Source organism: Aminobacter ciceronei (assembly GCF_014138625.1).
GTDB lineage: Bacteria > Pseudomonadota > Alphaproteobacteria > Rhizobiales > Rhizobiaceae > Aminobacter > Aminobacter ciceronei.
Genome location: NZ_JACJHY010000062.1, coordinates 1 through 18,606 on the forward strand (window position 1 = coordinate 1; position 18,606 = coordinate 18,606).

Genomic DNA, 18,606 nt, shown 5'->3' on the forward strand with positions numbered 1-18,606 from the left:
GGAACGCCCACGCTCGTAGGCGCAACCGGCACCACACATCACCTTCGACAACGCAAAAGCCCCGCAATCGCGGGGCTTTCTGTTGGTAGCGGCGGCCGATTTGGCCTATTCAGGTTCAGGGATGGCTCTGGGGAGGGGCGTCGTGGACATATTTGCCTGGTCGCCGCTGATCATGACGCTGCCCTTCATCCTTGTCGGGGGCATAGCCTTCTTCCTTGGTGCGGCGTTCCTGGCGGTTTTCGCCCGGCAGGCGGCGGACAACCCGCTGACCATGCCGGTCGCTGCCTTTGTCGGCACCATCACCACGGCCTGGGCGCTGTCGCTGGGCTTCACCGCCGCCGATGTCTGGTCGGTTAATTCCCGTGCCAGCCAGGTGGCCAGCGCGGAGCGATCCTCGATGATGCGGCTGGCCGGCATGGCAAAGCCCGAAGCGCTGGCCTCGGCCGAGCTCATGGCAGGCCTCAAGGCCTACAAGGATGCTGTCGTTCAGATGGAATGGCAGAATGCGAACCGATCGCCCGAGCCTGTTGTCGAGCAGGCCCTGCAGGGCATCCGCCTTGCCATGATCGACCTGGCGAAGGCGGGTCATCCCGATCCGATCATCAGCCAGATGGTGCAGGATCTCGACGAGTTGCAGGATGCCCGAAATTCACGTCTCGCCATCGGCACGAGCTCGGTCAACCAGCTCAAATGGTATCTGGTGCTGTTCCTGACGATGTTGTCGGCGATCGTCGTCGGCGCTGTCCACGCCGACAGGCCGCATGCCGGCAGGAAGGCGATCCTGATCTTTGCCGTCACCGCTGGCGTCAGCCTGTGGATCCTCGCGCTGCACGCCAACCCCTATGTCGGCGTTGCGCAGGTGACGTTGGGCGAGGTCCGGCTGTAGCGCAATTCCAGGGAAAACCGTATGGCGGTTTTCCGTCCTGGATTGCGCAAAGACGACAACTTGATCGGCCGGGCGTCAGCGCTTGCCGCGCACCGGCTCGGACGTCAGGCTGGCATAAGCAAGGGCCACGGCGAAGAAGCCGAAGGCGGAAAGCACGGCGGCAACGACGATGATGGTTTCGGTCGGCATGTCATTTCTCCTGTCTGGACATGTCCTGATTTGAACCGATAGCCGGGACGCCGCCTTGATCTGGATCAACGGACCGAACCGGCCGCTTGCGGCCGGGGCGATTGCGGCCGGGGCGATTGCAGGAAAAGTGTGCGGCGGACTTTGTCTGGATGCGCGTCAGAACGCTAAGCGACGTGGATCGCCTCCGTCCGCTGCGCTCCTGATCTGTGGGTCTCCAGCCACGCCTCCGCCTGAGTGCTCGGCATCGGGAAGGCGATGCCATAGCCCTGTACGGCAGGGCAGCCGAGGTCGTGGAGCCAGGACAGCTCGACGTCGGTCTCCGCACCCTCGGCGACGATCGAGATGCCCAGGCCACGCGCCAGCTCGATGATCGCCTTGACGATCTTGGTGTTGGCCGGGTTCTTGTCGATGTCGCGGACGAAACGGCGGTCGATCTTCAGCCTGTCGACCTCGTTGGCGCTGATATGGGCGAGCGAAGCGTAGCCGGTGCCGAAGTCGTCCAACTCCAGCCGAATGCCGGCCTTGCGCAGGCGCTTCAGCGTCAGCCCGATGCCGGTGTTCTCGTCGTCGAGCATCACCGTTTCGACGATTTCGAGCGCCACCAGCCGTGTCGGCAGCCCTTCCTGCTTGAGCAGGTCGAGCAGGTGGCCGGCGAAATCCGCCTCGCGCAGCTCCTGCGCCGAAACATTGAGCGACAGCCGGCCGAAGTCGATGCCGGCGCGATGCCATTCGGCACCGGTCGCAATCGCCTTGGCAAAGACGATGCGGCCGAGTGCCGGCATCAGCCCGGCCTTTTCCGCCACTGGCAGAAACTCGCCTGGAGACACGTTCCTGCCCGCCATTTCCCACCGCACCAGCGCCTCGACACCGATGACCTTGCCGCCCTGCAGCGAAACCTGGGGCTGGTAGTGAACGGTGAAGGCCTGGCTTGCGATGGCCTCGCGCAGCTCGCGTTCGAGATTGGCCTTCTCCTCGAACTTGTCGCGCAGGGTCGTTGCGAAAAGCTGGTAGCCGCCACGCCCCTCGGCCTTGGCGAGATAGAGCGCCAGGTCCGCATTGACGATCAGGTCGCCGACCGTGCCATTGCCACCTTGGTACAGCGCGATGCCGGCGCTGGCGCTCGGCTTCAGTGATGTCCCGGCGAATTCCAGCGGCTGCTTGAGCCCGGCGACGATGCGCTCCGCCACGTCGACGGCGTCCGCTTGGGAGCCGACGTCGTTGAGGATGACGGTGAACTCGTCGCCGCCGAGGCGCACGCACACATCCGAATCGCGCACGGCGGTGACAAGACGCATCGCCGTCTCGATCAGCACGGCATCGCCCGCGGCATGGCCCATCGTGTCGTTGATGGTCTTGAAGTGGTCGAGGTCGAGATGGATGACAGCCATCATCTCGCCCTTGCGCTTGGCGGTGGCAAGCGCCGTTTCCATGTAGTCGTTGAGGAAGGCCCTATTGTAGAGGCCGGTCAGCGCATCGTGGTTGGCGGCGAAGTTCATCTGGTCGCGCGCCTTGAGCAACTCGCTGGTGCAGGACACCACCCGGCGCACCAGCGGCCGGAAGATCAGGATGGCCTCGGCCAGGAGCAGAAGCAAAGTGAGCAGGAAGACGGTCAGGTGGATCTTCTCGACGGCAGCACCCTTTTCGGCCGCCTCGGATGAAAACAGCCGGGTCAGCGTCTCGTATTCGCGGCGGACCTTTTCGGCGACATAGAGCCTGAGCGCGCTGAAATGGGCCACGGCGTCGTCAGGCATCGGTGCCGAGACCGAGGTGGGAAGCATGTCGAGGAACGAGTTGACGGTGTGGGCGAGGATCCGCGTCGAGGCGTCGATCTGGCCGGGGGCCTCGTCGAACAGCTTGGTCGCCTCTTCGGACAGTGCCAGCCGGTACAGCGGCGACTGCGGGTCGGGCGAGCCGTCGCGCAGCAGCTTCTCGTTGGCGAGGAAGGCGGCCAGGGTCGCTGTCAGGTTCTGGCGCGCCTGTGTGCGTAGCCACTGCGCTTCGGCGGTGTAGGCCTCGGTCGCGGTCAGGAGGATGCGCTGAGACAGCAATTGCTGCCGCGATCCGAGCTCGATCAGCGCTGTCTTCTGGATGTTGGCCGAAATGACCGAGCTGAGCAGGAAGAAGCTGGCGGTAGACAGCGAGCCGATCAGAATCAGCGCCGCGACATATGACGCCTTGGTCTTGTGCATCAGTCCATGCGCGAGTTTCCGGTGCTCCGAGCCGGGCCCTACCCGGTCGTCTTGCGACGTCTCCATCCCACTTCCTCCTCAAGAAGTTCCCCCGGGAGGTGAAATTGCAGATGAATGGTGAATCCGATGTAAATCGGAGTGGTTGAAGATGTAATTCGCCGAAATATTGGTAGATTCCCGCATTTTTCTCCGTGAGGCGCGAAGTAAACGGCGGGAATGTACAAGGTGGAACGATTGTTCTTCGGAAAAGCTGATCGGTGCCGGTGGGGTGTGCGGCGGGCGAAGGTCAACGCAGGTCGCCGCTTGCAGCTGATTGCCGAGTTCTTGCGTCGGGCCTTGTCACGTTCTTGCGGCAAGGGTTGAGCCATATGCGCTCGCGCGTCGCTGGCAAAACCGTCTGCAATTTTGAGAGAAGGAGGAAGTGGTGCCCAGACGCGGAATGGGCATTGAGCAGAAAAAACCTAGCAAAATCAATCGCAAGGCCAACCCTTTCGTACCGATTGTGTATCACCGGTGTGTAGCAAAGTCGAGGCTTCGACTTAGGGTTCTGTCCAACGGGCATTGCTGTCCGTGCTGCAGAAGCAGACTGCATTTGGTCAAACACGAAAAAATCTAGACTCTCTACTTGAAGCTTTAGAAGACGATTGCCAATTAGAGGACAGCGCCGGGCCATACGGTAGGTCCCGGGTCATGTTCGACATGAGAATGGCGGTTTTGCTCGCCATTGAGACAGCGACCTTGTTCTGAATTCGCCGAGCAGCGGGAACGAGGTCAACGGCAGGATGACCATCCCGCCTCCGGATGCTCGAACGGCCGTCTCGCCATAAGTCCGATCTCAACTCGAGTCGGATTGCGGCGGACGGCATTTCTCATGCCTATGCGCGCGATCCGGCTCCAATTGCTGGAGTCAAAAGTTGCGCATTCCAATCACCCCATCGACTGAGCTTGGTCCGCGTGTCACAGCGCGGATCGTCCCCTTTGGCACTCTTCGCAAAGAGGAAGAGTAATATGATACCCGTTAACAAAAAGAGCCCTAACGTTGGCCTTCGTAAGGTCGCACCTAAGCAAAAGCAGGCGGGCTATTCGGCTCACCCACAGGCTTTGCAAACGCGGAAGTCCACGCTTAGCGGGCAGACAGCAATTCCGCAAAAGCAGTCTGCGACTAACGAATTGATGGCCGTCCGACAGGCGTTCAACAGCATGGAAGGCCAGCACCGAAAACGCCTGCATGAAGAACTTGCCAACGTCTACGCGACCGCGTTGCGTCTTTGCGCCGATACAGATGAGTGGTTTGCCTTTTGCAGGGCCGCTGAGTGGGCGGACTTTTCCGGGCGTCCAAAGGACGCCGACCAGTCGGATGCTCTCCGTTTCGCCGTTCGTTTCGCCGTCGGTTTTCCATTGGGGAAGGATGAAAGACTCGTAGCGACACGGCGTGTCAGTAAGCTGGCTGGCGCGCTCCAAGTCTTATTGGAAGATAAGGTTCCAGCCGCCAAAGTGGTAGACGAACTGGAAAAGCGGGGCGGCATTGAAGAGTTGAATCGAGAAAGGGCGCGCCGCAACCGGGCGCCGGAAGCTCCAATAGTGTGGACGGTGCAGTGTCCGGATGAAGTCTCTGCTAAATTGCTTTCAACGCTGAAAGTGGGTGAGCGCCAAAAGGTCAGTCTCATCGTCAAAAACATAGACGGACTGTTGGTCGAGGCAAAACTACTCAAGCTGATCAGGAAAGTACAAAAGCCTACCGTGTAATACAATTTTCGGGTGAAGTGTACACGGTAGCGAAGTGCGCTTCACCCGGCATTGCGCATGAAGAGTGTGCTGTGAACTGGCATACCTCGCCAGATAATCTGATGCGCCAGCCACAGCGACCGCCAACTGGCTAAGACTCGCTCGCACCTGTGTTGAGATGGCTACTTTGGCAGGGTGTCGCTTAAAGCGACACCTAGCTGACCGCCGAGCCGACCGCTTTTCTCCATTCGTTGCCCCGATATGCCGGGCTAAAGAGGACCCAATGGCACTTCCCACATTCGCAAGCTTCAGAGAAGAGCATAAAAGTATTGAACGGCAGTTGCGCGAGTACGCCCTGACCAAATGGGGTCGCCGGTTAGTCGATGAAATCACAGTCGAAGGCTGGAAGCGGGGCGGTGCCCAAGAGCTTCGAGCGTCCAACAACCGGGCTCGGATTGAATTTTTGCGGGCCACGTTGAAAACGTTCGCGGCCTCCGAGGCGGTATCGGCGGGCAGCGAGTTCTTTTTCGTTACGCTGTCGCCAAAGGAGTTCGCGGTACCGTTCGAAGAAGCTGCCGGTTTCGACCAAGAGACGATTAAAAGCTGGGCTGGGGGACTGTTGGAAGGGTTCCACTACATCGGCATCGTGGAGGCGGCATATTACAGCAACTACAGCATTGTTCCCGGAACTCGAAGTACGACGGTGTCTTGGCACGTACATGCTGTCGCATGGGGATGCGACAAGAGGTCGGTGGAGGCTGTCGTGGACGCTGTCAATCGAGATTATAAGGCCCTAATTCCCGGTAAAAGACCCGCAGATAAACGAACCCTTGATGCTGAAGGTATCGTACCCGATATCATCTACATGCTTAAGGGCCAGTTGAGGGATTACCGCGTTTACCTACTCAAGCGCGAAGAAATGAACGAAGAGACCGGCGAATTTACAACGGTATTGACTGATGATTTTGAACAGAAAAAGCGGCCTCTTCGGAAGGGTGATGCAGTCAAGATGCTCAAGGTGATGGGGACCCGAACAATCCCGATGCTGTGCCTCTCTGGCGGCGAGGGGGCTGCGATCTGGGCGGACGCGCAGGCGGAGGCGCGGCAGATTATCATGAAGCAGAACGAGATCACTGAGCGCCTGATAGCTTAGCTCCTTCGCTGCTTGTAGAAGCCGCGGATGGCGAACCTTCCCCTTTAGGGGGCAGCGTATAGGTGAGCACGAATTCACCGCCGAGGGCGAGCGTGGCCGGAACCTCGGGTTCGGCAGGGGGGAACACACCTACGGATACCTTGTTGCTGCTGATCGAGGCAGCCAAGGAGTATTTCCGCCTATCCTTCATTGCGGGATTAAGAAATTGCCTTTCGCGGTGCCCTCTTGGTTGCTTGTTTCGCCGCCTGCATGGCTGCAGGCTTGCGACCAAGGCCGAGTTCCTTCGCCAGCGCTGAGCGCCTTGCGGAATAGTTGGAGGCTACCATGGGATAGTCAGAGGGCAGTGACCACTTCATGCGATATTCGTCAGGGGTCAGGCCCAAGCGAGTAAGGTGCCGCTTAAGCGTTCGGTACTGCTGGCCGTCTTCCAAGCTGATGATGTAGTCGGGAGTGACCGTTTTCTTGATTGGCACCCGAGGCGTTAACAATTGCTTCTCCGGAACGACATCAGCGCCCAGTTTGTGGATGCTGGCATAGACTTCTGCGATCAAAGCAGGGAGTTCTCCTGCAGGAACCGGGTTGTTCGAAACGTAAGCCGCCACCAGATCGGCCGTAAGTTCGACAAGCTGGTTGGTCGGCTTCGTCAATACATCAGTCACAAGATCTCTCCGTCTAAAAACAACCTGAAATTCGCGTAGCTGAGTTCTCTCGGCGGCGGAACCCATTGAGTGAAAAATGTTCGGTTCGAACGACGGCCGTCTTTTGCTTGCAGGAAAATCGCATCGGAACTCCTCCTACCGCGCCGTCTGACAGGCACAGACTACACGTTCTTGGTCATCTCAGAGAAGACTGCTACAGGCTTTACGGCTTTGCTATCGCCAGATTTGGCGATTGACGTCCCGTAGTCACCAGCGGGTGTGATGCTATGTAGTTGCTTGCCTGAGGAGGCCAGACCGGCGACCACTTTTCGGTGGGACCGAAGGTGCGTGTCACCGCTGCGTTGACCGGCTCAGCATCAACTGAGGGTCCGCATCTTCCATGGCAGAGTGTCGGCCTCAGTGCGGGCTGGACTGGGCCGCATTAGCCCATAGCTGACCCTTGGGCTTCAGAACGTCATATTCCGGCCCTTGTCACGGAACTATGGGGAACCGGCTGTCGGCCCTGTCCGGATGAGCATTGCTCGGCATGTGGGCTCTGATATACCGCCCCCGAAAGTGGCCCCGGAGTGAGATGTGATGGACGAGACGGACGCCGTAGTGGTTGATAACCGGAGCGATTTCGCGCTGTGGGCAATTGAGCGCGCCAAAACTATTGTCGGCGAGCAGGGCACGGCCCTCGCACTGGCTGCGCGTGACGGGGATGAAGAGGCGTTGAGGGCGACAGGCAATGCGCTCGGCACCGCAATTACCGCTGCACTCTTGGAGGTCTTTGACGGGCTGCTACCAGCCGATGATCGAGGTTAAGCGAGGCGGCTCGTAGTGGCATGCCTCTACGTGGGCAGCTTGGCAGTGCTCGTGGAGGCCGGTTGCTCGCGAGGTTCGCCAATTGTCAGAGCCGATTGACCTTTTAGCGACCCACTTCTAGCCTCCGAGTAAACTGGAGGGGCGACGATGGCATTCGACGACGGGCTGGCGAAAACAACGCCGGAGAACACTGCAGCCGCGGTCCTTGTGGCCATTGTGACGGTCTTGCCAGCGGCAATTCCCGCAGCCGTTGCTGTTTTGCTCTATACGTTCGTGTTTAATCTGTTCACAGGTGGCTCATCGTGGATACCGTATCTCCATGAGATCGGCCTGATGTGGTTCCCAGAAATTCTAAGGGGAATAGTGATCGGCAGCATTGCCATGTGGACCAGTCGATATTTCTTTCCACGTAGTAGCGTCGAGGCTGTAAGGCTCGCGACCCTAGCGTTTTGGGGCGCGCTTCTTATCGCGTTGCTGTTGTTCAGCGTAACATTTCGCGGTTTGACTCTCGATATTGTTGGCGTTTTGGCTCTACTCGTCGGCTTAGCTGTCGGGTTGTGGACGAATGACAGATAACGCACGGGGCGAGGTAAGGGGCGGCTGTATGATGTGTTCCCCATTCTGATTGAAATATCCATGTAAGCAGACGTCGCATTGTGGCTTTGAGCCTTCCATATTGGTTCTCAAGCGATTGATCCAAAAGCCCCCCTTGAGCACGTCCAATTCAGCCCATCACCCGTTGCACCCGAGCTGCGCAAAGATTTGACTTGACTAGAGGAAAATTTTCCTATATATTGGGGGTGCTTCGGATGGCGAGTTGGCCATGCTTAAGCGCAGTCGGCGGGCAGGGGTATGCACACAATCGCAGTTTTGAGGCAGCAGCAGTCGCTGCTGATCGAGCGCCACCGGCGATACGACCTACACAATCTGAATGTTCACCAAGGGCCCCACTCGGGGCCCTTCTCTTTTTCAGGGATGCTTCATGACCCAACTTACGCTCGCACCACTGTCGCCCGCCGTTGCGCCTGCCTTGATCCTGCTCGGGCGTGACGACGCCGGAAAGGCCCATGCCAGCTGGTTCGACGGCGAGGACGCCGCCCCAGCCAAGGACGCCGCGAGGCTGATGGGCATGGCTGCACTGCCGGTGGAGGACGACGAGCTACGCGACCTCGCCGTCCGGCTGCCCAAGGGCAAGCTGTTCACGAGCGGTCGAGCCTTCGTTCCGTTCGTGAAGGGCGAGACCTTCGAGCGACTACTGAACCATCTGCCCGAGCCCTTGAAAGCACGACCGGTGATGATCCCACGGCCCGCCAAGGCCACCGAGAAAGGAACCGGCGATAACGCGTCGTCCGATGCCGCCAAGCCGATGCCGGAGCGGCCAACGGCGACCCGACCGGAGGACTGGTCAAAGATCGCGGTCGGGTCGCTGGTGCTGGCCCGCGAAGGCAAGGATGACGGGTTCTTCGAGGCCCGCGTCGTCGAGGTGATCGGCGAGGGGGTCTACCGGCTGAGCTGGCGCGATTGGCTGGACTATCCGCCCTTCACCCGCAAGGCCGAGCAGATCGCGCTCCTGCACCCCAAGGCATCGGCCTGATGGAGGCGGCGATGCGCCAGACTGGACGTGATGCAAACCCGGCTGCCGAAGCGGCCGGGTCTTTTGTTCGGGCGGCAAGGGTTCGCGCGCTCAACGATGCCTTCCGCACAAGTTTCGTCGGGGGCACGGTCATGATGACGGCGGGAGTGTCCGCTCTGCCGGAGATAGAGCGGCGTGCGCTACTGCGTTCGATACGGACCTTCGAAGCGTTCGACAGCAACAATGATCCACATGGTGAGCATGACTTCGGCGCTATCGATCAGGACGGTGCCCGCTACTTCTGGAAGATCGAATACTACGACATTGACCTCTCCGCCGGATCGCCTGACCCGACCGACCCGCAACAGACGCGGCGAGTGCTGACCGTAATGTGCGCGGAGGAGTACTGAGATGGCAGCAGGCGCAACAGCGGATCGGCGTGAACTCCTGCAGGCGGCGTCGGCACTGGCCCTGTGGCTCGCGATGCCGCTGGTTGCCTTGCGCCGGGCGATGGCCGAGGACAGAACGGACGCCGCGGTAGACTCGACTCCCCAAGTTGGCTCACTGGCCTTGGTGGACACCACGGAGCCGGTGTCTTCGGACCTGATGCAGGTCATGTGCGCACACTGCGCGGCGTACTCGGAGCTTGGGCGCGTCAGCAAGAGAACCGACGCTGTCGTGCTCGGTCATGCTCCGGCACTCACTGACCTCGAGCGGCTGGGCGAGGTCAGCCAGACCGAGCGAGACCTCTTCCTTCGACTGTGCCGGTATCCCGCCAGCAATGATGCCGAGCGACAGGAGAAGGCCGTGTACTTGCTTGCCTTCTGCGATGGCGACGAATTCGAGCGCGAGCATGTCGAGGCTCTGCTGGTGTCGATGGGAGCAGGCGACAGCCAGCTAACGCCTCCGTGGGCTCAGTCGTCGTGACCGTCCGGCAGGACTAGCTCGACGTGGCTGACGCCGAAGGCTTTCGCGATGGCGTATAGGGTCTCGATTGTCGGGTTGCGTTTACCCGTCTCGATGCCACTGATGTACTGCTGAGTCAGGTCGGCGCGCTCGGCCACCTGCTCCTGCGACAGGCCGGACTCCTTACGCAACCGCGCAAAATTTCTCCCGACCAGTTTGCGCATGTTCATGCACCAACCAATCGGAGATTTTGAGCGTTGAGATTATCAACTATAATATGTATTCACTGGTTTACGGGCAAACAATTGCAATGGGGCAGGGGATGGCGCCTATGATGAAGAGAAGAGTTCGCGGCGCGGCCGTGGGTTTGCTGGCCAGCATGGCTGGCTGGTCCTCGGCTTGGAGCGAGGAGTTCGACGCGGTTCAGAGCCGCTTGTCGCCGACCAACACCATGACCTGCCATGTCCGTTGGTCCGACATGGCGGTCGATCCTCTCGAGTCCGGTGAGGACCTTTTCGCGTTTACGTTGACCTACATCGATGATGTTCTCTGGTTTGGCGGCAAGAAGGTTCAGGGCGTGGTCAAGCCTGACCCGGCCAATCGGTGGATTGGCGTATCAGTCGATCACCTTCTCGAAATGCATGGCGGTAGCGAACTTGTCGAGAAAGTTAAGTCGCACGGCGGAAACCCATACGGCCAACGGATTGGCCTCGCGTTCAAAGATGCACAGCTCTACTTGATGCCAGTACGCAAGACGGTCCTCAACGGTCAGCCGAAGGTCGTTGACTGTGAGCGTCATGCTGCTCCTGCTCCAACCTCAGACCAGTTCAGTCAGGCGCTCGACGCAATGGGGCAGTCCGGCCCACCTTTGATGACGTACACGTGCCGCCTATCGGGTAATCAGGTGCTGGGGGTGCCGGTGATCATCGGTCAGGAGCAGTTTCGCACTGTCTCCATCAGCATCGCCGAAGATGCAGCGGGCTCTGTGAACGGTACTGTGCTTGAGCCCGTGCACATCCAGCATGCCGCGAACGGCGACGTCGCCAGCGTCGTCTACGATGCTCGTCAATTCCAACAGGCTATGGCCGGTAGCGCGACCGCGCAGTCCATGGGCATGGACCAGCAATCGTTTGATCGAATAAAGGAGCTGATGGGTGGTGCCGTTGACCAGTCCATGGGTGACCGCCGCCGCTTCGTGTCGATCCCGCTGGATCAAGACACAATCACCTTTTTCGACCTCGACGCCAGTGACCAGCCGACAAGCCAGACGGTGGGCAACTGCGCCAGAGGCATGTGAGCGGCCAGCCAGCACAGAATAGCGAAGCGGCGAGGGATGAATGACGGACTGGTACTCTGCCGACAAAGGCCAGCAGCGAGGACCCATCCCTGAGAGCGACCTGATGCTGATGTTCGCCAATCGGCTGCTGCCGCTCGAAACGCGGGTATGGACGGCGACCTTCGGCAACGAATGGCGGCTTGCCTCGCAAACGCCGCTGGTGAGGCTGTCAGGCAGCATGCCGCCGCCGCTGGCCGCGACGCCTGCTTCAGCCGTACTGCGCTGCCTGTCGGCGCGCAGCAGGTCGCGACGGGCTACACGCCGCCCTACGGGTGCAGTTGCGCGGATCATCAGTCTCAAGGGATTAAGTCGGGCGCGCGCTACTCCCCTGCGTTCGTTGCATTGAAACTCTAGTAGGCTGTTAAAGGGCGGAGCAGGAACGCGGCCTCGTCGCGCAGCCCCTAGAATCCATGCCGTGACCTTCAAATTGCGTCTCCGGTCCGGGCCCGCAGCTCAATTGGACCAAGCACGCGACCCAACGAAAAAGGCCACCGGTCGATGGACGGCAATTCTGAAACTAAGTTCAGTTGAACGTCGGTACGATCCACGGGTTGATGTCGATACCGACCCGCGGCTTTTTCGCGCCGATGGAGTTGGTGGTTGCCGGGCCGCGATCGTCCCTGGTCGAGCCCGTTGAACCGCAGTCGACCTTTTCCCCGGATACGGTTTGGCTGCACATTGTCGGTTTGTGCGTTGTCTTGGTGGTGTCGTTTGCCATCGCAAAATCACTCGTCGCAGCGAGCGCCGCGAGCGCCAGAATAGTCCGTCGCATTGTCATCTCCTTGCGCTTAAACAGAACAGGGGGGCGCTGCCCCCCTGCGTGCGTTGCGTTGGATATCTAAACCTCTCAGGAGTTGGCTAACTCCGGGGGCAGATCACAGCTAAGTTCAGCTCCAGAACTGATCACAATTCGTGACGGCAGTATTAAGCTGCTTCTTGTCATTAGCGCTGCCGGTGTTGGAACCCGTCTGGCCATTTGCATTCTGTTTGGCAATGTTGTCGACGCAATTTGCGATTGCCTTCGCTTGGCCTTGGTCGTTATTAGGATTGGTATCATCTGCATTGAAGGCCAGCGCAAAAGTGCTGCCCATGGAAAGTGCGAGGGCAGTTGCGAGAAGTGTATTTGTCAGCTTCTTCATCATTTCCTCCATCTCACTTTACAGCCAATAGGTCTCCGGCCGATTCCGAATTCACATTCGCAATCGCGCTGATACAAGTCACCGGAAACGACGCAGAATTAACGCCCACTAAACGGCATTTTCAAGAGTTTTCAAGAATCCGTGACGCATCGAATCGATTGATTCTTTGTTATCTAGATCGTTAGATTGATCTAAAAGACAGTGACATCCCCCAATTGGGTCATTTTATTGCCGCTGATATAGCTCCATTTACTTTCACGTATTCGGAGTTGACGTCTTGAAGACGGTGGCCGTCTCCTGAATTTCTCTACCTTCCGCAACCGCTCGTTATGGAAACGCGCCTCGCATTGGAATAGTGTGCTCGGATGGGCGACACCTCAAATGGAAGTCGACATGTAGCAGCTTGACGCAAAATGGCGGTACCGCGCTGTTTTGTCCGGCAAATGTGAGCTCAAATGAGAAAGCTGGTCGGATCCGTCGCCGTCGTGCTTCTGGGTGTCGGGGCCGTGTATGGCATGGGAAGCAATGTCGGATGGCCTCCTTGGCGGGAGGCCGCAGCCGCGACGCGCTACATGACGGCACCCGTCGAACGAGGCGACGTGGTGCAAACCGTGTCCACGACCGGAACACTGAATGCCTTCGTCACGGTGGAGGTGGGGACGCAGCTTTCCGGGCAAGTTGCGCGCCTTTTCGTCGATTTCAATACCAACGTAAAAGCTGGACAAGCGCTGGCGCAACTCGATCGCAAGAGTTTTGAGGCACGCCTCGCAGAATCCAAAGCCTCAACTGCTGTCGCTGAGGCCGCCGTAAAAATCCAACGCTCCAGATTGGAACGCGCCCGGATCGACCTTCGCAACGCTGAGGCACAGCGGGCAGTTCTCATGGCCCGACTGGACAATGCCCGAGCGCAATCCGAGGTCACCGCCAACACATTCGAACGGTCCACTTCGCTTCAGAAAATGGGCAACACATCCAAAAGTCAGACCGAACTGGCACGTGCGGCACGGGATTCAGCAGCTGCTGAAATGCGGGAGGCGGAGGAAATTGTAGCCGCGCACGAACTGGTTGTGGCCGGAGCGGCGGTTGATTTGGAACGGTCGCAAGCCGAACTCGATAGCGCACTTGAAACCGTGCGTCAGAGGGAGGCTATCGAGCACTCGATGGAGATTGACCTTGAGCGCACGACAATTCGTTCCCCTATCGACGGTACCGTCGTCGGTCGGAATGTCAGTGAGGGTCAGACGGTGGCGGCAAGCCTCGAAGCTCCCGTCTTGTTCACCATTGCTGGCGACCTTCAGCGCATGGACATCTATGCACGCGTGGACGAGTCGGACATCGGCAAGATACGTGTTGGCCAAGCGGCTCAGTTTTCTGTCGATGCCTATCCGGATCGGCGTTTTTCCGCGATGGTACGTGACATTCGCAAGGCTCCGCAGGTCACGCAAAACGTTGTTACTTATACTGTCGTTCTTGGGACCACCAATCCTGGAGCACTTTTGCTTCCGGGGATGACCGCAACCGTACATGTCGTCACATCGCAAGCCAGGGATGTCCTCCGCATACCGATGACCGCTTTGCGCTTTGCGCCAAGTGTGGCTGATGGGTCAAAGGAGCTCTCCCCCGGCAACGGCAACAATGGGGTGCAGACTACTGTGTGGACGCTTGACGGGACCCGGATTGCTGTCCCGGTAAGCGTCGTACTTGGTGACGATGATGGGAGCTATGCCGCTTTGGTCGTCGGAGACCTGAAGGAAGGGGACCAAATCGTCGTAGGCGAAGCGGAAGAGGCAGCGCGAGACCGATTGTTCGGCTTCAGGCTTGGGTTCTGAGCATGCTCCTCAAAGCCATTTCCCTCTCGCGGAGCTACGGCCATGATAGCACCACTACCGTCGCCCTGCGCGACGCGTCATTCGATCTGATGGATGGTGAGTTTGTGGCGATCATGGGACCTTCGGGCTCCGGTAAATCGACGCTCATGAATATCATCGGTTTACTTGACCGACCAACATCCGGCAGCCTGATTTTTGCGGGCGAGCATACTGCGAACCTGTCGCCCGATCACGCAGCGCGGTTGCGGAATTGTCGGATCGGCTTCGTGTTCCAGTCATATAATTTGCTGGGCCGCAACACGGCTTTGGAGAATGTAGAACTGCCGCTCGTTTATGCGGGCGTGCGTAGACGCGAGCGTGAGCTGCGTGCGGCGGAAGCATTGGACAAGGTGGGGCTTTCTGACAAAGCACAACGATGGCCGCTGCAACTCTCAGGTGGCGAGCAGCAGCGCATCGCAATCGCCCGGGCGCTCGTAACAGACCCCGCGCTAATCCTTGCAGACGAGCCCACAGGAGCGCTTGATAGCCGGACGGGCAACGAAATCATGGCGCTTCTCCAGCATCTCAATGAGCAGGGACGTACCATCATCATGGTGACGCATGACGAGATCGTCGGAAGTCATGCGTCGCGCATCATAAGGCTGCAAGACGGCACGATCATTGGCGACCAGGACGTACCTGATCGCGTGCTGACCGGGTCGACTGGGCGCAAATTACGTGGATGGGGCGTGACCGGCTTCGGTTAGTTCCTCAAGTAGTGATTGGAGAGCGTTCGAGTTCGTGCACGGGTAGGTAGCAAGGCAGACGATGGCTGTCCCCCGCTTTTGGGGATCATGTACAGTTGCTCATTCAAGCTCACTTGACCGGGAGAAGCTCGATCAGGTCTGGCGTCCCCTATTCGCAGGAGCAGTGACGTGAACTGGTGGGAGGGGTTTCGCATCGCGCGCAGGGCGCTTTGGGTGAACAGGCTGCGCAGCTTTCTCACCATGCTCGGCATCGTTGTCGGGGTCGCCTCGGTCATCGCGATGGTCGCGCTGGGATCGGGCGCAAAAGCACAAGTCGAAGAACAGATCCGATCATTCGGGGCGAATGTCTTGGTGATCGAGCCGATTGCAGGTCAAAGCGGCGGCGGTGCCCGCTTGGGCACTCTGACCGAGTCCGACGCCCGAGGCATTGCCGGGCTCCCTCCCGTGCGGGCAGCCGCGCCTTCGGTTCGCGGCCGCGCTCAGATAGTACGTGGCAATAGAAATTGGAGCACAACCGTCAATGGAACGACCGTAGACTATTTTGTGGTCCGTGATTGGCCACTTTCGGCTGGACGACAATTCTCCAGCAAAGAAGAAAGTAGTGCTGACAAGGTCGTGTTAATCGGACACACGGTCGCCCAAGAGCTGTTTCAGGGAGGCAATCCAATTGGAGCCGAAGTCCGGATTCTGAATGCACCTTTTCAGGTCATCGGTGTTCTAGCGGCCAAAGGCCAGTCCGGTGCGGGGACAAACCAAGACGACGTCGTATTTGTTCCGATTTCCACCGCAAAGAGGCGGCTCTTCGGGGGCGGCGACGATGGCGACCGCCAGTCTGTTGCCTACATTCTTGCCAAGATAGTAAGTGAAGAAAAAGTCGGACCGGCGGTTGCTCAAATCCAAGCACTGCTGCGCCAGCACCACCGCCTAGGGTCGGATCGCGACAGTGATTTCATTATTATCAATCCGTCAGAGGCTATGGCACTGCGCAACGCCACGACAACGACATTTGCCTGGCTGCTGGCTTCGATCGCATCGGTGTCCCTGCTCGTTGGCGGCATTAGCATCATGAACATCATGCTGGTCTCGGTCACCGAACGCACTCGCGAGGTCGGAATCCGGCTTGCCATAGGCGCGCGACGCAAGGACATACGAACCCAGTTCCTGATGGAAGCCATTACGCTCTGCCTGCTTGGAGGGTTGATAGGCCTCGTTCTAGGCGCCGGGATCGCCATCGCAGCAGGCCGACTCGCCGGATGGCCCATTTTCATTGGGCTCAACGCGCCGGTGCTCGCCATCGCTTTCTCCGCCTCGGTCGGTTTGCTTTTCGGATGGTATCCGGCATCCAGAGCAGCTCGGCTAGAGCCGATGGAAGCACTCCGCCATGAATAACTCCGCCATGAAAAATTGAGTGAACTGCCGTCTTGCCCAGGGGGGGCATTGGGACCTTATCCAGCCGGAGAGGCACGCAGAACCCGATAGACCTGCATTCGCGAGCAGCCGACGGCTTTGGCAATCGCTGTCGCCCCGACGCCCTCAGCATGCATCTCACAGATCGTGGCGCGGTCGATCCGAGGCTTACTGCCTTGGTAGACTCCAGCGGCCTTTGCCTTCTCGATGCCTTCTCGCTGCCGCTCCTTGATGAATCGTCGCTCCATTTGTGCAACCATGCCGAGCACGGTCAGGACGAGTTGGCCCATCTCGCCTCGGGTCGAAACGTGAGGGTCGAGCACGGTGAGCACCGCCCCTTTCTGTTCGCATTCGTGAATGAGGTTGAGTACGTCTCGCGTCGAGCGGCCGAGCCGATCAAGACGAGTGACGACCAACTCATCGCCGGGGCGCAGGAAGTCCAGTACGGTGGCCAACTCGTTGCGCCCGTCGCGACTGGCGCCGGACACCTTCTCTGACCGAACGACCTCGCAGCCTTCAGCCTTCAGTTTATTGATCTGTGTTTCAAGGTCTTGATCGGTGGTGCTGACGCGGGCGTAGCCAATGCGAGCCATGCTGTAACCTCAAGGTTTTGAAGCATCACGCTACCCTGTCACAAATAGTCGATGTCAACCCAGATGTTACGCCTACTCAGTGACCCGCTGTTACGTCACGCAAGGGTATACCCTGTTGTGACTGACATTGAACTATTGCCCGCCATTCAACTGTTCTTCTCGCACTTGCGACTCAAATCAAGTTGTCCGAAGGTGAACCGGGCTGCAGGCATTTTGGGGGGATAAATGGTCAACTACGTAACACGTTCTGAAATACTGAACATAGGACGGGAAAGATTATCAGAAAACTTACAAAGAGTTAGAAAGGCAGAAACAAGAAGCCCCCAAAACGCAACGTTTCTGTCTCATTCATCAAAAGATGATGACGTTATGCCGGGTGTCGTCCTAATTCTCGAAAACCATGGAGCCACAGTATATCTGGACAAATTTGACCCAACTCTGTCCGAGAAGTCCCCAAAGGAAATTGCCACAGCATTGCGGGCCAGAATATCTTCGTCGAAGAAATTTATGGTTTTTGCCAGTGACCACATAAAGGAAAGCAAGTGGGTCCCTTGGGAGCTTGGCTTAGCAGACGGATGTAAAAGGTCCGGAAATGTCGCCATTTTTCCAGCGCCGGAGAAGGCCTTCGAATACCGCTGGACCGAGCAAGAGTATCTCGGAATCTACGACCGTGTAGTGTGGGGAACCTTCAAAGGGAACGACAAGCCAGAATGGATGGTCTGGAACCATGTCTCTAACGAGGCGATGCCCCTGAGAGAATGGATTGAGGGCTAGCTCCGTCTAAGTGCATCACCCCAGAAACTCCAAACGTGCTCGCAACTGGCCCGCAAGGTGAGTCCGACCTTCGTCGTTGTTCAGATATGCTATGTGTCGAAGGTGACGGAGGTCGAATGGGATATCGTCAGCAGACTGGACTATAAGGATCACTTCGCGGCCAAGTGTGTGGGCGATGCCAGCTTCGTAGAAAACGTTTGGGTTGCGGCCACTACAATCACAAACGACGATCCTGGATCGATCTATAAGGGAGACAACATCCTGCATTACGGCCGGATTTTCCCAAATGTCGTCTGCGCGTCGACACCTCAGTCCGAATTCTCCAGCAACCCTCTGGATAGTTTCATAGACTGGGGTGAAATTGGGGTGAAAAGGCATCATTGCCGACATCAAAGTCGGCTCGACAAATTCCGGCTCGGCTATCTGAAAGACCGTTGGGCGGTTCCGTCGCGGTTGGAGGTTTCGCAGCAACACCCTGAACAGATCGGCTTCTTTGATTGCCCAATGAGTGCGACGAAATTCAAATTCCCCAATTCCCAACTGTGCTGCAAAGGTCTCCAGATGATCGTTCGTTAAGGGCGGCACGCCATTGTCAAATGCGTACTCTAGGTCACATACCCATAAACGGGATTCCCATTTGGCATCGGTTGTGATTCCCTTCCTGCAATCAGCGGGAGGTGATCATGGCGCGTTTCGAT

21 protein-coding genes are annotated in these 18,606 nt (G+C 58.4%); 15 read left to right on the plus strand and 6 right to left on the minus strand.

The genetic code is table 11. The annotated features are described in order from the left end of the window. The first annotated feature begins 142 nt into the window (after positions 1–142). Positions 143–886, plus strand: coding sequence for a bestrophin-like domain (locus HNQ95_RS32100; RefSeq protein WP_246765343.1), 744 nt, complete (start codon positions 143–145; stop codon positions 884–886). 353 nt (positions 887–1,239) lie between these two features. Here HNQ95_RS32100 and HNQ95_RS32105 read toward each other — a convergent pair whose 3' ends face one another. Further along, complete coding sequence (locus HNQ95_RS32105; protein ID WP_182576151.1) at positions 1,240–3,330, minus strand: putative bifunctional diguanylate cyclase/phosphodiesterase; 2,091 nt, start codon at positions 3,328–3,330, stop codon at positions 1,240–1,242. 942 nt (positions 3,331–4,272) lie between these two features. Here HNQ95_RS32105 and HNQ95_RS32110 point away from each other — a divergent pair. Then, the gene (locus HNQ95_RS32110) at positions 4,273–5,010 is read left to right on the plus strand and encodes a hypothetical protein (RefSeq protein ID WP_182576150.1); all 738 of its coding nucleotides are present in this window, start codon (positions 4,273–4,275) and stop codon (positions 5,008–5,010) included. Positions 5,011–5,272: 262 nt separating this feature from the next. Further along, complete coding sequence (locus HNQ95_RS32115; protein ID WP_182576149.1) at positions 5,273–6,142, plus strand: hypothetical protein; 870 nt, start codon at positions 5,273–5,275, stop codon at positions 6,140–6,142. Between the two features lie 197 nt (positions 6,143–6,339). On the opposite strand, the gene HNQ95_RS32120 is transcribed toward HNQ95_RS32115, so the two are convergent. Continuing rightward, positions 6,340–6,801, minus strand: coding sequence for a Ros/MucR family transcriptional regulator (locus HNQ95_RS32120; RefSeq protein WP_312871084.1), 462 nt, complete (start codon positions 6,799–6,801; stop codon positions 6,340–6,342). A 576-nt stretch (positions 6,802–7,377) separates the two neighbouring features. Here HNQ95_RS32120 and HNQ95_RS32125 point away from each other — a divergent pair. From HNQ95_RS32125 to HNQ95_RS32145, 5 genes are all read left to right on the plus strand, one after another. Continuing rightward, a complete protein-coding gene (locus HNQ95_RS32125) occupies positions 7,378–7,605 on the plus strand; it encodes a hypothetical protein (protein ID WP_182576147.1) in 228 nt (75 codons plus the stop codon). Between the two features lie 147 nt (positions 7,606–7,752). Further along, entirely contained in the window at positions 7,753–8,181 is a 429-nt protein-coding gene (locus HNQ95_RS32130; RefSeq protein ID WP_182576146.1) for a hypothetical protein, read from the plus strand. A gap of 406 nt (positions 8,182–8,587) precedes the next feature. Further along, positions 8,588–9,199 carry a hypothetical protein gene (locus HNQ95_RS32135; RefSeq protein ID WP_182576145.1) on the plus strand — a complete coding sequence of 204 codons (612 nt, stop codon included), beginning with the start codon at positions 8,588–8,590 and terminating at the stop codon, positions 9,197–9,199. Next, positions 9,199–9,588, plus strand: coding sequence for a DUF3768 domain-containing protein (locus HNQ95_RS32140; protein ID WP_210283900.1), 390 nt, complete (start codon positions 9,199–9,201; stop codon positions 9,586–9,588). The genes HNQ95_RS32135 and HNQ95_RS32140 overlap by 1 nt, the downstream gene beginning before the upstream one ends. A gap of 1 nt (position 9,589) precedes the next feature. Beyond that, on the plus strand, positions 9,590–10,105 hold the full coding sequence (locus HNQ95_RS32145) for a hypothetical protein (RefSeq protein ID WP_182576144.1): 516 nt from the start codon (positions 9,590–9,592) through the stop codon (positions 10,103–10,105). Here HNQ95_RS32145 and relB read toward each other — a convergent pair. Further along, positions 10,093–10,314 carry a type II toxin-antitoxin system RelB family anti-toxin gene (gene relB / locus HNQ95_RS32150; protein ID WP_182576143.1) on the minus strand — a complete coding sequence of 74 codons (222 nt, stop codon included), beginning with the start codon at positions 10,312–10,314 and terminating at the stop codon, positions 10,093–10,095. The genes HNQ95_RS32145 and relB overlap by 13 nt on opposite strands. A 101-nt stretch (positions 10,315–10,415) precedes the next feature. On the opposite strand from relB, the gene HNQ95_RS32155 reads away from it, so the two are divergent. Then, entirely contained in the window at positions 10,416–11,381 is a 966-nt protein-coding gene (locus HNQ95_RS32155; RefSeq protein WP_182576142.1) for a hypothetical protein, read from the plus strand. A gap of 40 nt (positions 11,382–11,421) precedes the next feature. Further along, the gene (locus HNQ95_RS32160; protein ID WP_182576141.1) at positions 11,422–11,766 is read left to right on the plus strand and encodes a DUF4339 domain-containing protein; all 345 of its coding nucleotides are present in this window, start codon (positions 11,422–11,424) and stop codon (positions 11,764–11,766) included. Positions 11,767–11,943: 177 nt separating this feature from the next. Here HNQ95_RS32160 and HNQ95_RS32165 read toward each other — a convergent pair whose 3' ends face one another. Then, positions 11,944–12,192, minus strand: a complete 249-nt coding sequence (locus HNQ95_RS32165) for a hypothetical protein (RefSeq protein ID WP_083948695.1) — start codon at positions 12,190–12,192, stop codon at positions 11,944–11,946. Positions 12,193–12,307: 115 nt separating this feature from the next. Next, positions 12,308–12,559 carry a hypothetical protein gene (locus HNQ95_RS32170; RefSeq protein ID WP_157097164.1) on the minus strand — a complete coding sequence of 84 codons (252 nt, stop codon included), beginning with the start codon at positions 12,557–12,559 and terminating at the stop codon, positions 12,308–12,310. Between the two features lie 455 nt (positions 12,560–13,014). Between HNQ95_RS32170 and HNQ95_RS32175 the strand changes: the two genes are divergently transcribed. The 3 genes from HNQ95_RS32175 to HNQ95_RS32185 all read left to right on the plus strand — a co-directional run bounded on the left by HNQ95_RS32175 (position 13,015) and on the right by HNQ95_RS32185 (position 16,523). After that, positions 13,015–14,388 (plus strand): efflux RND transporter periplasmic adaptor subunit, encoded by a 1,374-nt coding sequence (locus HNQ95_RS32175; RefSeq protein ID WP_182576140.1) that lies wholly within the window; start codon positions 13,015–13,017, stop codon positions 14,386–14,388. A 2-nt stretch (positions 14,389–14,390) separates the two neighbouring features. Beyond that, the gene (locus HNQ95_RS32180) at positions 14,391–15,134 is read left to right on the plus strand and encodes an ABC transporter ATP-binding protein (RefSeq protein ID WP_182576139.1); all 744 of its coding nucleotides are present in this window, start codon (positions 14,391–14,393) and stop codon (positions 15,132–15,134) included. Between the two features lie 168 nt (positions 15,135–15,302). Continuing rightward, on the plus strand, positions 15,303–16,523 hold the full coding sequence (locus tag HNQ95_RS32185) for an ABC transporter permease (RefSeq protein ID WP_067965317.1): 1,221 nt from the start codon (positions 15,303–15,305) through the stop codon (positions 16,521–16,523). A 56-nt stretch (positions 16,524–16,579) separates the two neighbouring features. On the opposite strand, the gene HNQ95_RS32190 is transcribed toward HNQ95_RS32185, so the two are convergent. Then, a complete protein-coding gene (locus HNQ95_RS32190; RefSeq protein WP_182576138.1) occupies positions 16,580–17,134 on the minus strand; it encodes a recombinase family protein in 555 nt (184 codons plus the stop codon). A 225-nt stretch (positions 17,135–17,359) separates the two neighbouring features. Here HNQ95_RS32190 and HNQ95_RS32195 point away from each other — a divergent pair, with 225 nt between their 5' ends. Further along, positions 17,360–17,908 carry a toll/interleukin-1 receptor domain-containing protein gene (locus HNQ95_RS32195; protein ID WP_182576137.1) on the plus strand — a complete coding sequence of 183 codons (549 nt, stop codon included), beginning with the start codon at positions 17,360–17,362 and terminating at the stop codon, positions 17,906–17,908. Between the two features lie 93 nt (positions 17,909–18,001). Further along, positions 18,002–18,484, plus strand: a complete 483-nt coding sequence (locus tag HNQ95_RS32200) for a hypothetical protein (protein WP_182576136.1) — start codon at positions 18,002–18,004, stop codon at positions 18,482–18,484. Positions 18,485–18,606: the final 122 nt, after the last annotated feature.